We start from the raw sequence: 15,255 nt of genomic DNA on the forward strand, positions 1-15,255 counted from the left end.
TACGAAATGACAGATGCAGGAATGCCGAGCGACGGCAGCCTGGCCGAGGCGCCAATGGTGGGTGACCATCTCGCGATGGACTTGCTGAATACCGAGGCGCACGACAACGGCGATGTCATCGAATACTGGAACAGCGGCAACGATGTGCTCCATTGGCTGGAGCGGAGTGGTGTCGTTTCGGCGCCGGAGGACAAGGCGATTGATCTTGCAGAGCTGCTCACGCAGGCGAAAGCGCTACGGGCACTGGCGCGACAGCTCATCGTGCAGCGCAAGGACGATCAGTTGGGCGATATCAGTGACCTGAACGAGTACCTGCACACCTACCCCAGCGTCCCGCACCTGGAACGCGACAGCGAAGGTAACCTGGTGTTGACTCGTACGGCATGCGGTGAGCCGGTCGCAACCCTCCTCGGCCCGGTCGCCGAGTCGGTGGCGCAGTTACTGGTGGAAGGCAACTTCACCCTCGTCAAACAGTGCGATCATCCTGACTGCATCCTGTGGTTCTACGACCGCACCAAGGCACGCAAGCGTCGCTGGTGCAGCATGGCTCTGTGCGGCAACCGCTACAAGGCGGCCCAGTTCAGGAAGAGAACCAGCGGTGCAACGCCCTGAATCACAATGTCGGCGTTGACCGGCTCGCCGCCCAGCAGCAGATCGGCTTCTGGCCACCAGCAGGAATTGAATATCAGGATTCAATGGATGATGGTGGCTTCAAGAAGTGTGGAGCAGTATGGGTGGGTATAAGTGGATATGCATGAATGGATAGATATGCAGAGGCATGCGCGTGTCGCAGAAGTCTTGCGGGCTGACGTGAAGAGAACAGCCCTCCTCCCCCGGGGGCCATATCCTGGCAGGGAAACTGTTAACCTCCTCATGATCACCCACGGCTAAACATCGGGCCATCACGCACCACAGCAGGAGCACCTTGAATGTTCTTCTCTCTACATGGCCACGGACGCGGCCTGGCGATGGCGGCCGCAGGCGTCACGGTCCTGAGCTTCGACAGCCTGCTGGTCCGGCTGGCAGCGACGGATGGATGGAACATCATCTTCTGGCGTGGAGCCCTGATGGCACTATCGCTCGGCTTGCTGTGCCTCAATGGGCGCAGGCTGGCGACGCTGCGTGAGAACCCTAGCGTTGCTCTCTTCTCTGCAATAACGCTGGGTATCACCTCCAGCCTGTTTGTCCTCGCGGTCATGAACACCAAGGTCGCCAATGTGGTGGTCATCCTGAGTGCCGCCCCGCTGTTTGCTGCCATCTTCACGCGTTGCTTTCTGCATGAGACGGTAGCCATGCGGACCTGGCTGGCGATCATAGCGGCCATGGCAGGCATGCTGATCGTGTTCTCTGGTTCGCTGTCCGGCGAAGGCCTGCTCGGCGATATCTATGCGGTGATCGCAGCAGCCGCCGTCGGGGGTAACCTCACCCTCCTGCGCCGTCACCCCAACCTGGACAGAGTTCCCCTCATCGCCATAGGGGGCGGGTTATCGGCATTGATTGCCTGGCCGATGGCAACGCCACTGGCCCTGACAACACAAAGCTACGGCGTCCTGGCACTGATGGGACTATTGCAGATGCCATTGGCCACCGCACTGATCAATAACGCGACCCGCTATCTGCCATCGGCGGAAGTTGCCCTGTTCTATTTGATTGAAGCGGTGTTCGGCACCCTGTGGGTCTGGTGGTGGCTGGACGAGCAGCCACCTCAGGCGACCCTGCTCGGCGGCTCCCTGATCCTGTTGACGCTCTTCGTCAATGCATGGCTGGGCCTACGCAGCTCAACCCGCCGAATGGCTCAGCCTACCGGCGAGTGCCGCAGCCAATAGCGACCAACCCGCCCATCCAGAAGCAGCTTCTGCCATTGCGCCTCTCCGGAGGCGTATATTGCTTTCACCAAGCACGGCACTAGAGCCCCAGCCTGGTGAAGCCATGACATCGTGGCCACTCCCATCAGTAACGGCCAGTGGTTCGGTAGTGCAGGCCAAAGCCGCTTTGTCGACTGGAAGTAAGTGCCTGCATACAGTGCATCGCTCACCAACTCAGGAACAATCTCCCCCACCACCCTTTTCAACACCATCTCGACCAGCTTCGTTGACTGCGGGTTGACGAAAAAACTGTGCCGAAAAAGTGGGCATAAGCATTATTGTCTGCTAAAAGAGACATAATGGATAAATTTTGTAACGTCGATGCCGGTTTGGGATCTGGAGGGACTGCATGGTTATGGCTTGCTTGGATGGCTGCTTTCGACCCATTGCTGACGTTAGAGCGTCATTAGTTCACGACTGTTTTGCAGCAGGTTGCCGATGGTAGTCACTTTTGGGAACCACGAAGCTGATCGGTAGTACACAGTCTGCCAATTATGGCGCCCCGATACAGGTTCAACTTCAACTGGCCATGGGCTCAAGTCTGCCCCATATCCCAACTTCTGAGAGCAGAGGAATCATCATGGTGGCAGAGTCGACCGGCAAGACAGAGACCAATCAGGCTCCGACCACGGTGCCTGAACAATTTGCCATCACCGCCCGGGGTGCGCTTCCCAGCGAAGACGAAGCGCGCATGCTCGCAACCCTGATTGGTCAGGTAGTTCGTCAGTTCAGCCGTGTATTTGATCTATCCCAGCTGGACGGAGTGACAGTTGCCGAGGATTACGCTCAAGCACTGGCTGAACTAGATCGCGGCTACGAGAGCAATCACCCCCTCACTCCGTCGGAAGGGGCTGTCGTTGGCGTCGCGATGACGCCATCAGTGCTCCGCGATGGCATGCTGAAAAGCCATATCGTCGTCAATGCCCAGTACCTCTGGCCACTTCTGGATGACACCCACCCTGATTTCCAGTCGGCGCTGCACATCGTGGCCCACGAGTGCGCACATGTCGAGATTACCGGCAAGTTTGAGGCAGCTATCCCAGGCGTACTTTTGCGTAAACGCTTTACGGACATACGTGACAGGGCCCGCAGCGATGTGATCATAGCATGCTGGGATGAGTATGCAGCCACGCTCCTTAGCGCTGGTTTCGGAGAAGATCCTACAGAAGCTTATGAAGCAACGCTGATCACACACATGGGCACAGCACGTCAGGAAGCCAACGAATCAATCAAGGCTTATCGCTTACACAGTGGAGTGGAAAAGGTTTACTGCGAAGTTTACCGAGCCTACGGTAACTTGCTGAAATACGCAGCCTATTATCTCGGAAACCTAGCTGGACACGGCTTAGAGTTGTCCCAAAGGCCGAATTTTGAAGCAACACTCGCTGGCCATTGGTTTGAAGCGTATTTCCACCGGTTGGACGAAGCTTGCTACACAATAGCGGCCCAGTACGGCACATGGCAGGACCATGGTGTTTTTGAGGTTATAGGAGACATTGCGGACGATATGGTCGCTGAAGGCGGTATCCTGTGCACATCACTCCAGGACGGCGGCCTCTACCTAGACATACCGTATATGCCGGAGACAGTACCCTGATGATGAAACTCAAGTTGTTCCAATAAAAGGAGGAGGCTGGCGTATCTGACTGAAGAAAGTGTGAACTCGGTGAGATGTTGCTGTGCCCCATTTGCTCAATGTCGGCACGATTTCCTCCTAGAGTGATCGTTCACCATAAAGACATGAAAGGTCCCATAATGACTGAGTTCGACCCAAAGCGGCCCTTCCGGCAAAGGCAGCAAGCAAGTTCATTGAGGATAGGTGGCATGCACGATGATCGGTGTTATGCAGCCTAGCCATACGAATAGGATGAGAAGTGGACGAGCGCGCAGCATAAAATTGTTTGCCGTGCGTACGCGTTCAAGAGGCATATCAAGCATGCTATATAATATCTATTAGAAGCTAAGATTAACCTAAGGAGGTTATATATGGCTGAGGTCCAATATGAATGCTCGAAGTGTGGGAGGTCCTCCTCATTTGAGACGGATGGCGCCAGGATGTTTTTGCTTGACGATGACACGCCGAGACCGCCGACCTACGTTGTTGACTGCCCGCATTGTGAAGCAACAAATACGGTCACAGTTCAAAATGAGTGATGGGCCGATGAAGGGTAGCGCACGGCAGCCTACTGAAGATGAAGTCTTTTATCGGCAATGGGGATACGAGACCGTAAAGGCGAATATCTCAACTGCTAACGATGTGCTGCGGCTTCTGATAACCATGAATGTTGCTCTGTTGGGTGGCGGAGCTGCCTTTCTACACGAATCAACGATCACTGATGGTTTCCGGATAGTACTGCTTGTCGCTTTCTTCATCGCCTTGGCAACTGCTCTAATTGGAGTTTACCCAAAAGAGACAAAGATTGATGCAAGAATCCCAGCGGATGTAAAACAGCACAAAGAATCAGTATTGCAGCGCAAGCGATTGTTTTTAAAGCTGGCTGCTGGGTTTACTCTGGCGGGTTTGCTGTTATCGATTTTCGCCGTCACTGGGTTGAATATATGTCTCTAACAATTTTTGTACACGGACAAATTTCCGCTTTGTTCCAGTTTTCCAGTGAGCAAGACGTTATGCAATGAAGCATCTCTTCAACGAAATGCATTGTTACGACGCAGGAAGTTAAATGGCCCTCCTCAATGATATTTTAGAGTGGACTCAATCCCGTCCGTCCTGGGAGCGGGATGCGTGCCGGCGCCTCCTCCAAAAAGAAGACGGATTGGAGGCAGTCGACTACTCCGAACTCTACACACTTCTCAAGGAGGGAAATGGCATAGAGGTCGACAATGCCGTGGCGGCGGTACCATTGACTAGGGAGCACCTTCCTGCTGAACGCGCTCCTGGAGAGACTGTTACTCTTGTTGCGTTGCGTGATCTTAATGACGTCAATCAGATCCCAAACGACCACGAGCTGACTTTCTCGGAAGCCGGAATGACCGTGATCTATGGAGGAAACGGTGCCGGTAAGTCTGGGTATGCACGTGTCATGAAAAGAGCTTGCCGCGCCAGAGAGCAATCTGACCCTATTCACCCAAATGCAAACAATCCCGCAGCTGCAACAAAGGAACCGACAGCCAAATTCGATGTAAGAGTATCGGGTGCTTTGAAAGAGGTCGAATGGTCACGCGACGCGACACCGCCAGATCGTCTCTCCACAATTTCTGTCTTCGATTCGAAGTGCGCTCGCTCATACATTACGGCGGAGAAAGATGTCGCTTACCTTCCTTACGGGCTCGATATCCTTGAAAACCTCGCAAACCATGTTCTTCCGACACTCTCGGAGAAGCTCGAAACGGAAATCTCGGGAATTGACGTCAACAAGTTCCCATTCGACCATCTCCTTGGTGGTACAGAAGTTGGAAAAGTCATCGAAGGTCTTTCCGCCAAGTCAGACGTGGATGCGATTACTTCTCTTGGAACACTGACAGAAGCCGGCACCAGGCGTATCACCGAGCTCGAAACAGCTCTTAAGGAAATCAATCCTCTGGCCAAAGCTGAGGAATTTCGTCTTTCGTCGATGCGGTTGAAGGCCTACGCAGAAAAACTGTCCAGACCACTCATCTGGGTCAGCGATCAGGCAGTTGAAAAGCTCCAGAAACTCGATGAAGAGAAGAGAACCGCTGAGGCCGTCGAAAAGGAGGCAGCGGACGCGCTGCGTGCTGGTGAGGAATTGCTTCCGGGAACGGGAGATCAGACTTGGAAATTTCTGTTTGAAGCCGCAAGACGCTACTTTACTGAAGCAGCGTATCCGGGCGAGAAGTTCCCGGCGTCTGCCGAGGGAAAAGTCTGTCCTCTGTGTCAAGAAAACTTGCCGAAAACCGCGAATCAGCGCCTGAACCGGTTTGAGGAGTATATAGAGAACGATGCTGCGAAGGCTGCCGACGCAGCTCGCAAGAAGGTCGAGACAGCTAAGAGAAGAATCGAAGAGGCTAATCTGAAGATTGGCGCTGACGAAGCCCTAAGGGATGAACTAAAGGCGCTGGATGGATCGATAGCCCAAGCAATCACAGAGCTCCAAGATTCGATTGATTCCCGAAGGCACTCGATGCTCAATTGCTTGAGAACATCAGAATGGAACGATATGCCCGGTCTAATCGAATCGCCGAGAGTACGAGTTCGGCAGCTTGCCGCTCATCAGCTTAAGGGATATCGGAGGCTGGTGAGAGCCGCGGACGAAGAGACGCGGAACAAGCTCGACAAGGAACTGAGAGAACTCTCTGCGAGGCAAAGTCTGGCCAAGAGCTTGAAGGGAGTCATCGCGTTGCTTGAGCGGATGAAAAAGAAGGCTACGCTTGAAACTTGCCGACCAAAGCTAAAGACCCGTCCGATTTCTGACAAATCGAAGGAATTGGCCTCGGCCGCAGTCACCGAGGAACTCCGGAAGGCCCTTGATGAAGAATTCAACGCCTTGGGCATAGGGCATATCAAAACGAAGCTTAAGGAGAGAAGTTCCCGGGGAAAGATGCTCCATCAGCTACTGCTTGATCTGCCAACTACGAACAAAATATACGAGATATTGAGCGAAGGTGAACAGCGTGCCGTCGCCCTTGGTTCGTTTTTCGCGGAATTATCGTTGGCGGATCACTCGTGCGGAATCGTTTTTGATGATCCAGTCTCTTCACTGGATCATAAGAGAAGAGGGCGAGTCGCAAAACGCATGGTTAAGGAAGCAAGCGCTCGGCAGGTGATTGTGTTCACCCATGACGTCGTGTTTCTGGAGCAATTGCGCACTGAGTGTAAGCACGCGTCAATCGATCCAGAAATTACTAGCCTCGAACGTGTGGGTATGAGTGTAGGGATTGTCACGCCGGGATTGCCGTGGGTGCACAAAAGCTTCGGGGACCGCATCGATGCACTGGAAAAGGCTCAAAAGGCTTTTGAGAAGTTGCCGTGGCCGCCCGAGCCTTCTGAAGAACTTGCAGGACAAATTACCCGACAGTATAGTTTTCTGCGGGCCACGATTGAGCGTGTAGTTCAAGACCATTTTCTCAATGGAACGGTTCAGCGATTCAGAGACTATATCGAGGTAAAGCGCTTAGCAGAGGTGGTTGGTCTTCAACAAACCGAGGTGGACGAGTTATTCCGGCTCAATCAAAGATGCCACGATGTCGTAGAAGCCCATGATCCTGCTTCCGCGAAGGACGATCCGCCTCCTACGCCAGGTGAACTCAAGCAAGATATTGCCGATCTTCGAGCACTCGTGAATACAGTAAAAACTCGACGGAAGGCTGCGAAGAGTGCTCCGTAGCAAAGTTGTGCATAACAACGTCATCAACTCTGACGGGCAAAAGTGGCGCTTCGCATGCTTTTGCTCGCCGGTTATGGTGGGCGTTATATCAGTGCTGGCTGAACGCCCGTTCTTGGCCGAATGCTGATCTTAAGGATAACCTGATGGAAGAGGCAACTGACGACCCTGAGCAGACATGAGAGATTTCTCAGGCAATCCAAATGCCTGCCTAATATGAGAATTTATCTATTCGATTGTAAGTAGTACAGAGAGAAGGCGAGGAAGGATGTCTGAAATTATTCAGCGGTATATGGACCTACCTAAATTTGCAAGCCTTATTCAAACTAGGGCTCTTTATCTCGCAAAAATGTCAGCCTTTGAGGATGCCTTAGAAGGTGGGCTAACTGTCGGTGATTTTTTTAAAACATCGAACTCTCCAGCAATCATTGACTTGGCATTAAATGGTGCATGGCCTTCAGCTAACGAAAAATCTGCAGCGAGAGTCACTCGGCTCGAGGATTTTGAGACGGCACACAACGAGATTGAGAGAAGGTTATTTGACACACCGTTTGGTTCATATCCTTGTGATGAAGCTGAAAGACTATTTCCTGCCTGCAAAGAATGGTTGTACGTAAGCTGCTGGCACCAATCAGAGCATGAATGTGCGGCTATGTGGAAGTTATACGGTCAAGATAAGAACTCAGTGTGTATATTTTCAACTAATGAACGATTAGAAGCTGCTATAGCCCCTGTTTTTTCATGTAATATGTTGGAAATCCAGCGAGTAAGCTATATCGATCACATCAATGATAACTTCTCCGGCAACCCGCTAGATCCCTTCATAGCCAAATCGAAGCCATACGCTTTTGAGCGAGAGTGTAGAGTAGTAGCTTGGAACTCAAATATAGATCTCTCAAAGACTCCAAAAAGTGATGAATCTGGACGTTTGTTCGAGGTTAACCTAGAGCAAATGATTCATAAAGTGGTAGTTTCTCCACACGCAGACCCTTGGTTTAAGGATACGGTTAAAAGACTGTGTAATGACGCGAGTGTCAAAGTCGATATCGAAGATTCTGTTATGCGAATGCAGCCGATAGCTGACGTTTATGATGCAATGACTTATTACAAGCCACGAAAACCGGGCGCGTGAGGCACACCATTTTATTTTGGCGCGATAATCAGGATTATCTGAACGTCCGAAACAGGAACGTCCATGCACAAGGTGCTATTGACTCTAAGCGGTCATTCTTGGGAATGCAGCAGAAGCGGGAATTTTGGCTATTCGCCCTAACGGAAATTAATAGAATAAAGAATCATAGATTGGGAGAATCTGGCAGGCTGCATTTTTCGGAACGAAGTGCCAGCATGTTCATTCAATCATAAAACGCGCCGTCTAAAACGCTGTTATAAATATAGGTAGTACAAGTGGAAACTTACGGAAAACAAATATTGGGTGTATTTTCTAACGAGAGGCGCCTACTGGGTGAGCTTGCTCATACAGATTATACTGAAGAAGACATAAGGAAAAAGGTCTCATTTTTAGGCGGTAAGTTGGAGCTTTTTCTAAAAACTATAGTGTTCCCAGCAAGCAGTTCAAGCGGTAATCTAGTTTCTTTTATATCGAAAGCTAAAAATCAAGGTCTTCCCATTTCTGAATATCAGAAGCTTGATAGCTTTCGCAAGCTATATAATATTGCAAAGCATGAGCCTAATGCTTCCATAAGCTTGATCGAAACCACCAAAAAACTGGTGGATGCCAACGCGGCACTGAAGCAATTGATAGACTTAAACCTTGGATTGACCTCCTTGGTCGTTCGACCCCAGTCTAAACGGGTATTTTGGATTGCCGCATGGGACAATTTTGTTGGTGGAATTACGGAAATCCATATAATTATTCCCGGAGTTTCTGAGCACTGGCTCGGCCCCCCAACTATGGATTCTATATATATTAATATTTCTGACTGGGGCGACTTCAAGTCTGACCTGAAAGAAGTTGGTGGGTTGCACTCTGGCTTTGGGATAATCCCAGAAAAACAAATAGAGTTGTTTGAAACCGATAGTGATTTTCTTGATTCATTTGCCTTCGAGGGTGAGTATAGAGAATTGCTTTTGATTACAAGTAAGTTTGAGCGTCAACAAAGTCGCCATCCCCATCTACATAGAAATAATTCAAGTTACTCAACGCTTTTAGTGCTGTTGCTGGCGCTTATTGATGTCTTGCCTACAGTAGACACTTCTAAGCTTGCAGAAGAGATCAGAACACAAGCTGTTAACCTATATGGGTTGTCATCCGACAGTCCAGAGCTTGATGAAAAAATTCATTTGCTCGTAGAAATGGCTAATATGGTTCCGAACTCGTTAATAGGTAGCGTTAAAGGACCTTTATGGCTCAGTCCTGAAAGGTTTGATGAAGAGAAAGGATCTGCCATCGCCAAGCACTCGTCTTTACCAATCATCGTTACCAAACATCTAGCTATCGCGATGGAGTGGAAAGTATGACCGAAAAATATGTATAACAAGTCGTGCCTGTACTCGCCTTCGGCGCCAGTCAGCCTTTTACTCCGTCGTTCCTCCTACGCAAAAGTCTGCAGCACCACTCGGCGTTAGGCCTCAACCAGTCATGGGTAGTAGGAAAAAATTAAAGGGAAAAAGGCTCAAGCAGGCTTTTTTTGATATTTCAAAAAATAAAGAGGGGATAGAGTTGAGTAAAGAACATCCTGGGTTTCGCATTTTTGTGCTTGGGGCTGGTTTTTCTGTTCCGGCGGGGCTTCCTACTGCTGCAGAGTTATATCCCGAAGTTGTCAGGCGAGTAGAGGGATTGCTTGGAAAAGACAATCGTTTTCACCGGGCAATTCAGGACTATATCGATTACCGAAAAAGAAGCGATGGCGTTGATCTGTCTATTGATACCATAGATCTAGAAGAGTTTATGTCCTATCTCGATATCGAGCATTTTCTTGGGTTAGAGGGGGGCGATACCTTAAGTGAGCACGGCAATGCAGCTCAGCTATTTGTGAAAAGATTCATTGGGCAGATAATTCACGAGAGAACACCAAGCAAGGATTTATTGCCAGATGAATATTATGAATTTGCTGAGAAATTGTCAGTAAATGATATTGTGATAACGCTAAATTATGACGTTGTTCTTGAGCGAGCTCTTGAGCATGTTGGTAAGCCTTATAGGCTTTTCCCGCATCGATACGGCAAGATTGGTGACGGGGCTAATATAGTTGACGACTCCAGAGATGAAGTTACGATCTTAAAGCTGCATGGTTCGTTGGATTGGTTCAGTAACAAATCCTACCTTCATGGCTTAGAGGCTTTTAAAAAACAAGGTGTAGATGGGGCACCTAACGATCCAATTTTCAATAACAATGATAAGTATGGCCACTTTCCGTTAGTTGATGGGCCAAGAAATGAAGATGATCCGCTAATAAATATTTACAGGCTAAAGAACATAGATCGCTTTTACGGAAATTTCGATCCACCTGCGGTCCCTATGATTCTCTCTCCTTCTCATATGAAAATTGTCTATGCAAACCCGTTTTTGGATTTTTGGTGGGGTTGGGGGCATGCTGGTGGTATGAACTTGGGTGTGTCAATTATCGGGTTCTCTCTGCCTTTACACGATGATTATCTTCGAATATGCCTCTATAGAATAATATCTAATTTCCAAAAAGTGGCTTGGGAACAACCGCTTTTAGACTGGTATAAGAACCACGTAAAGCTCGTCGACTATAGGACGGACACAAAAGGCAAAGATGAATTAATCGAAAGATACCGATTTATTGACTACGACAAAGCAGATGTTTATACAGATGGTTTTTCTATGGATGCAGTCGAGTTTCTTTTTAGCCAATCAAGATAGGCCTAACAAGCGCATGTTGTCGGACTGGCTTTCCGCTGCCCTCCAAGCCAACCGCAAATGCGGGCGTAAAGCGCTATATCAGTGGCTCCTAAAAGACCGCTCTTGGCCGGATGCACAACTTTAGACTATGCCGATGGATTGGTTTTGGCAGCCAATTAGTGAGATGACACATAAATCGACTGCGATTCTGGCGGGGGTAGCTCGAATGTTGAACGCATCCAAGCGACTTCGGCTGTCGGAGTACGGCCGAACAGGCGTCTGAACTCGCGGCTGAACTGAGAGGAGCTCTCATAACCGACATCGCTTGCCGCGACAGCGGCAGTTCTGGCCTGGCGAAACATCAGGAGTCGCGCCTGATGAAGCCGGACAGCCTTCACGTATTGCATGGGAGAAGTCTGTGTCGCCGCTTTGAAATGTACATGGAAGGTCGGGACGCTCATACGTGCCTCGCGCGCCAGTGATTCGACATCCAGTGGCGTTGCGTAGGCTTCGTGAATACGACGTATCGCACGGCTGATACGACCGAAAGGTGTGGTTGTCCCAAGTGCGGCCCGCATCGCCCCGCCTTGCTCACCTCGAAGTACGCGGAAATAGATCTCGCGAACCATTGAACGACCCAGGATTTTCCCATCCTCCGGCGACTCCATGATCTCGAGAAAGCGCGACACCGTGTCAGCCAATGCCGGCTCCATGGGTGACGCCATCAGGCCGCATGGCGTTGACGCGCCTCTTATGCCCTCCTCCTCGAGCTCAAGCAGCAACTCAGCGGCCAGAGAAGTATCCAGATGAAGATAAATGGCCAGCAAGGGCTGCTCGATACTGGCCTCGGTTTCCATGGTGAAAGGCACGGGAATCGATACAGCCAGATAGTGCTGGGCATCGTAGACATACGTTTGATTGCCCCAATATCCGCGCTTTCGCCCTTGGCAAACGATGACAATGCCCGGGTCATACAGGACGGGCGTCCGGCGTAACGGGCGATTGGAACGCAGGAAACGCACGTCCGGCAGCACGGTCAGATTATAGCCTTCTTGTGGTGCCATCCTGGCGAGCAAGTCAACGATGTGTTGCTCTCTATGCGCTAGTTTCGTGTCCCGGTCGTTCATCGATCTCTCAATCAGGTGACTGTACGTCGATAGTCTGTGCGAGTTCTTGCCTGAATCGTAGGTGCATCATAGGAATAGGCAAGTAAATCAGACGATCTCGCGTACGAACTCAAGATCCGACTCTCTAGCATGAACGCTCTTCTTGTACACAAGCCACATCAGTGGAGAGCGCAATCATGAGTCAGTCCAGGACTATCCTCATCACCGGAGTCAGCAGTGGGTTCGGCCAGGCCTTAGCGACCGAAGCGCTCGCTGCAGGACACCGGGTCATCGGTACGGTGCGTAGTGACGAGGCCGCCACGGCTTTCGAGGCCCATGAGTCGAAGCGAGCGCATGCCCGTCTACTCGACCTGACCGATACCCCATCGATCACCCCAGTCGTTAACGAAATCAGCGATGAGTTCGGCCTGATCGACGTGTTGGTCAACAATGCCGGGTATGGCCATGAAGGCATACTGGAAGAGTCATCCACCGAGGAGATGCGTCGGCAGTTCGAGGTCAATGTATTCGGTGCGGTCGAGATGATCAAAGCCGTATTGCCATCGTTCCGCGAACGTCGTGCCGGCCATATCATCAACATTACGTCGATGGGTGGCTACATTACGATGCCGGGTATTGCGTACTACTGTGGTAGCAAGTTCGCGCTGGAAGGCATATCCGACACGTTGAGCAAGGAGTTGGCGCCGTTCAATATTCATGTCACCGCCGTGGCGCCCGGCTCGTTTCGAACCGATTGGGCTGGCCGATCGATGCGCCGCTCCCCACGCAGCATCGCCGATTACGACACCCTGTTCGATCCAGTAAGACAAGCAAGAAAAGACAAGAGCGGGCAGCAACTGGGCGACCCGGTGAAAGCGGCTCAGGCCATGCTCGAGATCATGAAAAGCAAAACGCCACCGGCGCACCTATTGCTCGGCAGTGACGCACTCGGGCTGGTACGGGGCCAACTCGTCGATAGGTCGCGGGAGATCGATGTCTGGGAGACATTGACGGTATCGACAGACGGTTGAATTCTTTCAAACGTAAGGCGGCCTCCGATAGGCTCGCGTCAGGAACGCGTGTGAAGAAGGCTGTACGTCAAGGGAGTCGCCTTACCTCTGAGCCACCAAGCAATCGGTCGCTTGTGGCCGAAAAGCGAAAATCAGTCTCTACTGGACTCAAACAACACCCAACGCTCCCAAAGCGCCTGGTGTAAGTCATATCTGCTCAGCAATGGCGCTCTTGTCGATAATCGACCAGACGGTCTTGATCTTTCCGTCACCATCAAATTCATAGAAGACATTCTCTTCAAACTGCACGCGCTTGCCGTTGACCGGTAGGCCGAACAGCATGCCGACAGGGGTGCAGTTGAACTGCAGGCGACTGGCGACATGCGGGGGCTGTGAGACCAGCAAGGCGACTTCAAAGCAAAGATCCGGAATAGCCTGAAAATCGCCTTCCAGCATGGAGCGGTAGCCGCTCAGCCCTATGGTTTTCCCATTGTGGCTGACGTTCTCGCTGACATAGCGGCCCAGGTTGTCCCAGTCCTGTTGGTTCAGGCACTCGATGTAGCCACGATAGCTTGCCGTCAGCTCGTCGCTGTTCATTGCGTTACCTCATTAACTTGCACCCCGCTCAATGTAGCCGAGCGGGGACATCTTGCAAGTCAATGACCCGCTTTGTCTGCCGAGATGCATGGGGTTTCACGGAGGGCCCGCTTCTGGCCGGTAGAGACGGCCCGAACCAGGCCGTTTCCAGTTCCAGCTATGCCTCCGTTTGCCCGGCCATCTCCAAGGCATCGTCTACCTCTATCCCGAGGTATCTGACAGTGCTCTGGCGCTGTGTCTTCTGCTGCATGACAACGGCTCCTGGCAGTACGCGGTCTCCATGAACAATGTCTCTGACACAGAGCGACCAGATCACAGGCTCTCAACTTGCTTTCTGCCCGACTCGCTTGCCCTTGTTCCAGGGTCTATGGTTTACGGGTGTTGAGGCGTTCATGGTGTGGCTCTCCATGGGTGGAGAGGAAAGAATGGCTCAGACCACTCTAGGTGCTGAGTCCACTACCTGACACAGGTCGACCCAAAGCGGGCATGGTCATCGGGGTTATCAAGCCTCACACCCAAATCCGAAACTCACACCCGGAGGGCTGAACGATGACGAAGTATCTTGTCTCCTTCCCCGGGTCGGCGATGGACATCTCCGACGCAGAGATGGCTGCCGTCGGCGAAGCGGCACACGCGGTCATACGCGAGGCGAAGGGTGCCGGTGTCTATGTGTTTGGCGGTGGTATCAACGAGGACGTCGCGCCGCTGATGGTTGCCGCCAATGGCACCGTCACGAACGAGACCTACCCGCAAACCAGGGAGTTCGACGGCGGCTTCTGTGTCCTGGAGCTCCCGTCGCGCGAAGCCGCCATCCAATGGGCCGCGAAGATTGCCAAGGCCTGCCGCTGCTCGCAGGAGCTCCGCGAGTTCGGGTACGATCCCGAGAGCTGACCGACGGGGTCGCAGCTCGATGCGAACGAGGATGTCCTTTCTGCACGACTCTCTTCATTCCGCATTCCACATTGCTGGAAGCGAGCGAAGTTGTTGCCTCTCTCGTCGACAAGCCGTTCGGTCGGTACGTCAATGCGCATCTGGAAGGAATTCACGCTCTTCCGGGGCGCCGGACCTCGCTGACGCTCGGTAGGTCATGCGGAGCTCTCCCCTGCCAACAGCTATGTCCTTTATTGATTATCGCTACTGCAGATCTTCCAACACGGCCTCGGCGACGATCTCGATCAACCACTCGGGTTCCGCCAGACCGCACACGATGGTCCATGAAGTTGCGGGTGGATCAATGGGGAAATGCTTGCACAGTACTTGCGTCACACTTTCCTGCTCGTAACGTGCAAATTCTGCCACGTTCAGCTGCAACCTGACGATCTGACTCAGGTCTCCGCCGAGGCTCTCCAATATGATCGCGATGTTGTCGAGGGCGGCTTCTGCTTGTGTACCGATGTCGGGCCCGACGACGCGCTCCTCTGCATCGATACCCACCTGACCCGACAGATAGACGCAGCAGCCGCCACGTACCATCACCGCCTGGCTGAAGCCATATTTCACGGTATCGGCCACAGCAGGCGGATTGATCACCTCGCGGTGTATCCCCAT

General features: G+C 51.8%; 13 protein-coding genes. 10 read left to right on the forward strand and 3 right to left on the reverse strand.

Translation table 11 applies throughout. The features are described from left to right. Window positions 1–6: 6 nt before the first annotated feature. From BUE38_RS13665 to BUE38_RS13695, 8 genes are all read left to right on the forward strand, one after another. Complete coding sequence (locus tag BUE38_RS13665) at window positions 7–612, forward strand: CGNR zinc finger domain-containing protein (RefSeq protein ID WP_073435774.1); 606 nt, start codon at window positions 7–9, stop codon at window positions 610–612. Window positions 613–929: 317 nt separating this feature from the next. Then, the gene (locus BUE38_RS13670; RefSeq protein ID WP_073435775.1) at window positions 930–1,826 is read left to right on the forward strand and encodes a DMT family transporter; all 897 of its coding nucleotides are present in this window, start codon (window positions 930–932) and stop codon (window positions 1,824–1,826) included. Between the two features lie 619 nt (window positions 1,827–2,445). Further along, a complete protein-coding gene (locus BUE38_RS13675) occupies window positions 2,446–3,462 on the forward strand; it encodes a hypothetical protein (RefSeq protein WP_073435776.1) in 1,017 nt (338 codons plus the stop codon). A gap of 468 nt (window positions 3,463–3,930) precedes the next feature. Beyond that, on the forward strand, window positions 3,931–4,434 hold the full coding sequence (locus BUE38_RS13680; RefSeq protein WP_143166325.1) for a hypothetical protein: 504 nt from the start codon (window positions 3,931–3,933) through the stop codon (window positions 4,432–4,434). Window positions 4,435–4,546: 112 nt separating this feature from the next. Next, a complete protein-coding gene (locus BUE38_RS13685) occupies window positions 4,547–7,168 on the forward strand; it encodes an AAA family ATPase (protein WP_073435778.1) in 2,622 nt (873 codons plus the stop codon). 265 nt (window positions 7,169–7,433) lie between these two features. After that, window positions 7,434–8,297, forward strand: coding sequence for a DUF2971 domain-containing protein (locus BUE38_RS22610; protein WP_143166326.1), 864 nt, complete (start codon window positions 7,434–7,436; stop codon window positions 8,295–8,297). A gap of 275 nt (window positions 8,298–8,572) precedes the next feature. Then, a complete protein-coding gene (locus BUE38_RS13690; protein WP_143166327.1) occupies window positions 8,573–9,646 on the forward strand; it encodes a hypothetical protein in 1,074 nt (357 codons plus the stop codon). Window positions 9,647–9,767: 121 nt separating this feature from the next. Next, window positions 9,768–11,015 (forward strand): SIR2 family protein, encoded by a 1,248-nt coding sequence (locus BUE38_RS13695; protein WP_084541939.1) that lies wholly within the window; start codon window positions 9,768–9,770, stop codon window positions 11,013–11,015. Between the two features lie 155 nt (window positions 11,016–11,170). On the opposite strand, the gene BUE38_RS13700 is transcribed toward BUE38_RS13695, so the two are convergent. After that, the gene (locus BUE38_RS13700; RefSeq protein ID WP_073435780.1) at window positions 11,171–12,121 is read right to left on the reverse strand and encodes an AraC family transcriptional regulator; all 951 of its coding nucleotides are present in this window, start codon (window positions 12,119–12,121) and stop codon (window positions 11,171–11,173) included. A gap of 176 nt (window positions 12,122–12,297) precedes the next feature. On the opposite strand from BUE38_RS13700, the gene BUE38_RS13705 reads away from it, so the two are divergent. Further along, the gene (locus tag BUE38_RS13705; RefSeq protein WP_073435781.1) at window positions 12,298–13,131 is read left to right on the forward strand and encodes an oxidoreductase; all 834 of its coding nucleotides are present in this window, start codon (window positions 12,298–12,300) and stop codon (window positions 13,129–13,131) included. A 186-nt stretch (window positions 13,132–13,317) separates the two neighbouring features. Here the strand turns inward: BUE38_RS13705 and BUE38_RS13710 are convergent, their stop codons facing one another. Next, entirely contained in the window at window positions 13,318–13,707 is a 390-nt protein-coding gene (locus BUE38_RS13710; RefSeq protein WP_073435782.1) for an ester cyclase, read from the reverse strand. 549 nt (window positions 13,708–14,256) lie between these two features. Here BUE38_RS13710 and BUE38_RS13715 point away from each other — a divergent pair. Then, on the forward strand, window positions 14,257–14,598 hold the full coding sequence (locus tag BUE38_RS13715) for a YciI family protein (RefSeq protein ID WP_073435783.1): 342 nt from the start codon (window positions 14,257–14,259) through the stop codon (window positions 14,596–14,598). Window positions 14,599–14,841: 243 nt separating this feature from the next. On the opposite strand, the gene BUE38_RS13720 is transcribed toward BUE38_RS13715, so the two are convergent. Beyond that, window positions 14,842–15,255 (reverse strand): RidA family protein, encoded by a 414-nt coding sequence (locus BUE38_RS13720; protein WP_200802186.1) that lies wholly within the window; start codon window positions 15,253–15,255, stop codon window positions 14,842–14,844.

It is taken from the genome of Halomonas cupida (assembly GCF_900142755.1).
GTDB classification, from domain to species: domain Bacteria; phylum Pseudomonadota; class Gammaproteobacteria; order Pseudomonadales; family Halomonadaceae; genus Halomonas; species Halomonas cupida.

Bases quoted from the DNA above. Each gene is read 5' to 3' on its own strand.
- BUE38_RS13665 (WP_073435774.1), top strand. From the start codon at position 7: ATGACAGATGCAGGAATGCCGAGCGACGGCAGCCTGGCCGAGGCGCCA.
- BUE38_RS13705 (WP_073435781.1), top strand. From the start codon at position 12,298: ATGAGTCAGTCCAGGACTATCCTCATCACCGGAGTCAGCAGTGGGTTC.
- BUE38_RS13695 (WP_084541939.1), top strand. From the start codon at position 9,768: ATGGGTAGTAGGAAAAAATTAAAGGGAAAAAGGCTCAAGCAGGCTTTT.
- BUE38_RS13710 (WP_073435782.1), bottom strand. From the start codon at position 13,707: ATGAACAGCGACGAGCTGACGGCAAGCTATCGTGGCTACATCGAGTGC.
- BUE38_RS13720 (WP_200802186.1), bottom strand. From the start codon at position 15,255: ATGGGGATACACCGCGAGGTGATCAATCCGCCTGCTGTGGCCGATACC.
- BUE38_RS22610 (WP_143166326.1), top strand. From the start codon at position 7,434: ATGTCTGAAATTATTCAGCGGTATATGGACCTACCTAAATTTGCAAGC.
- BUE38_RS13675 (WP_073435776.1), top strand. From the start codon at position 2,446: ATGGTGGCAGAGTCGACCGGCAAGACAGAGACCAATCAGGCTCCGACC.
- BUE38_RS13715 (WP_073435783.1), top strand. From the start codon at position 14,257: ATGACGAAGTATCTTGTCTCCTTCCCCGGGTCGGCGATGGACATCTCC.
- BUE38_RS13685 (WP_073435778.1), top strand. From the start codon at position 4,547: ATGGCCCTCCTCAATGATATTTTAGAGTGGACTCAATCCCGTCCGTCC.
- BUE38_RS13670 (WP_073435775.1), top strand. From the start codon at position 930: ATGTTCTTCTCTCTACATGGCCACGGACGCGGCCTGGCGATGGCGGCC.
- BUE38_RS13700 (WP_073435780.1), bottom strand. From the start codon at position 12,121: ATGAACGACCGGGACACGAAACTAGCGCATAGAGAGCAACACATCGTT.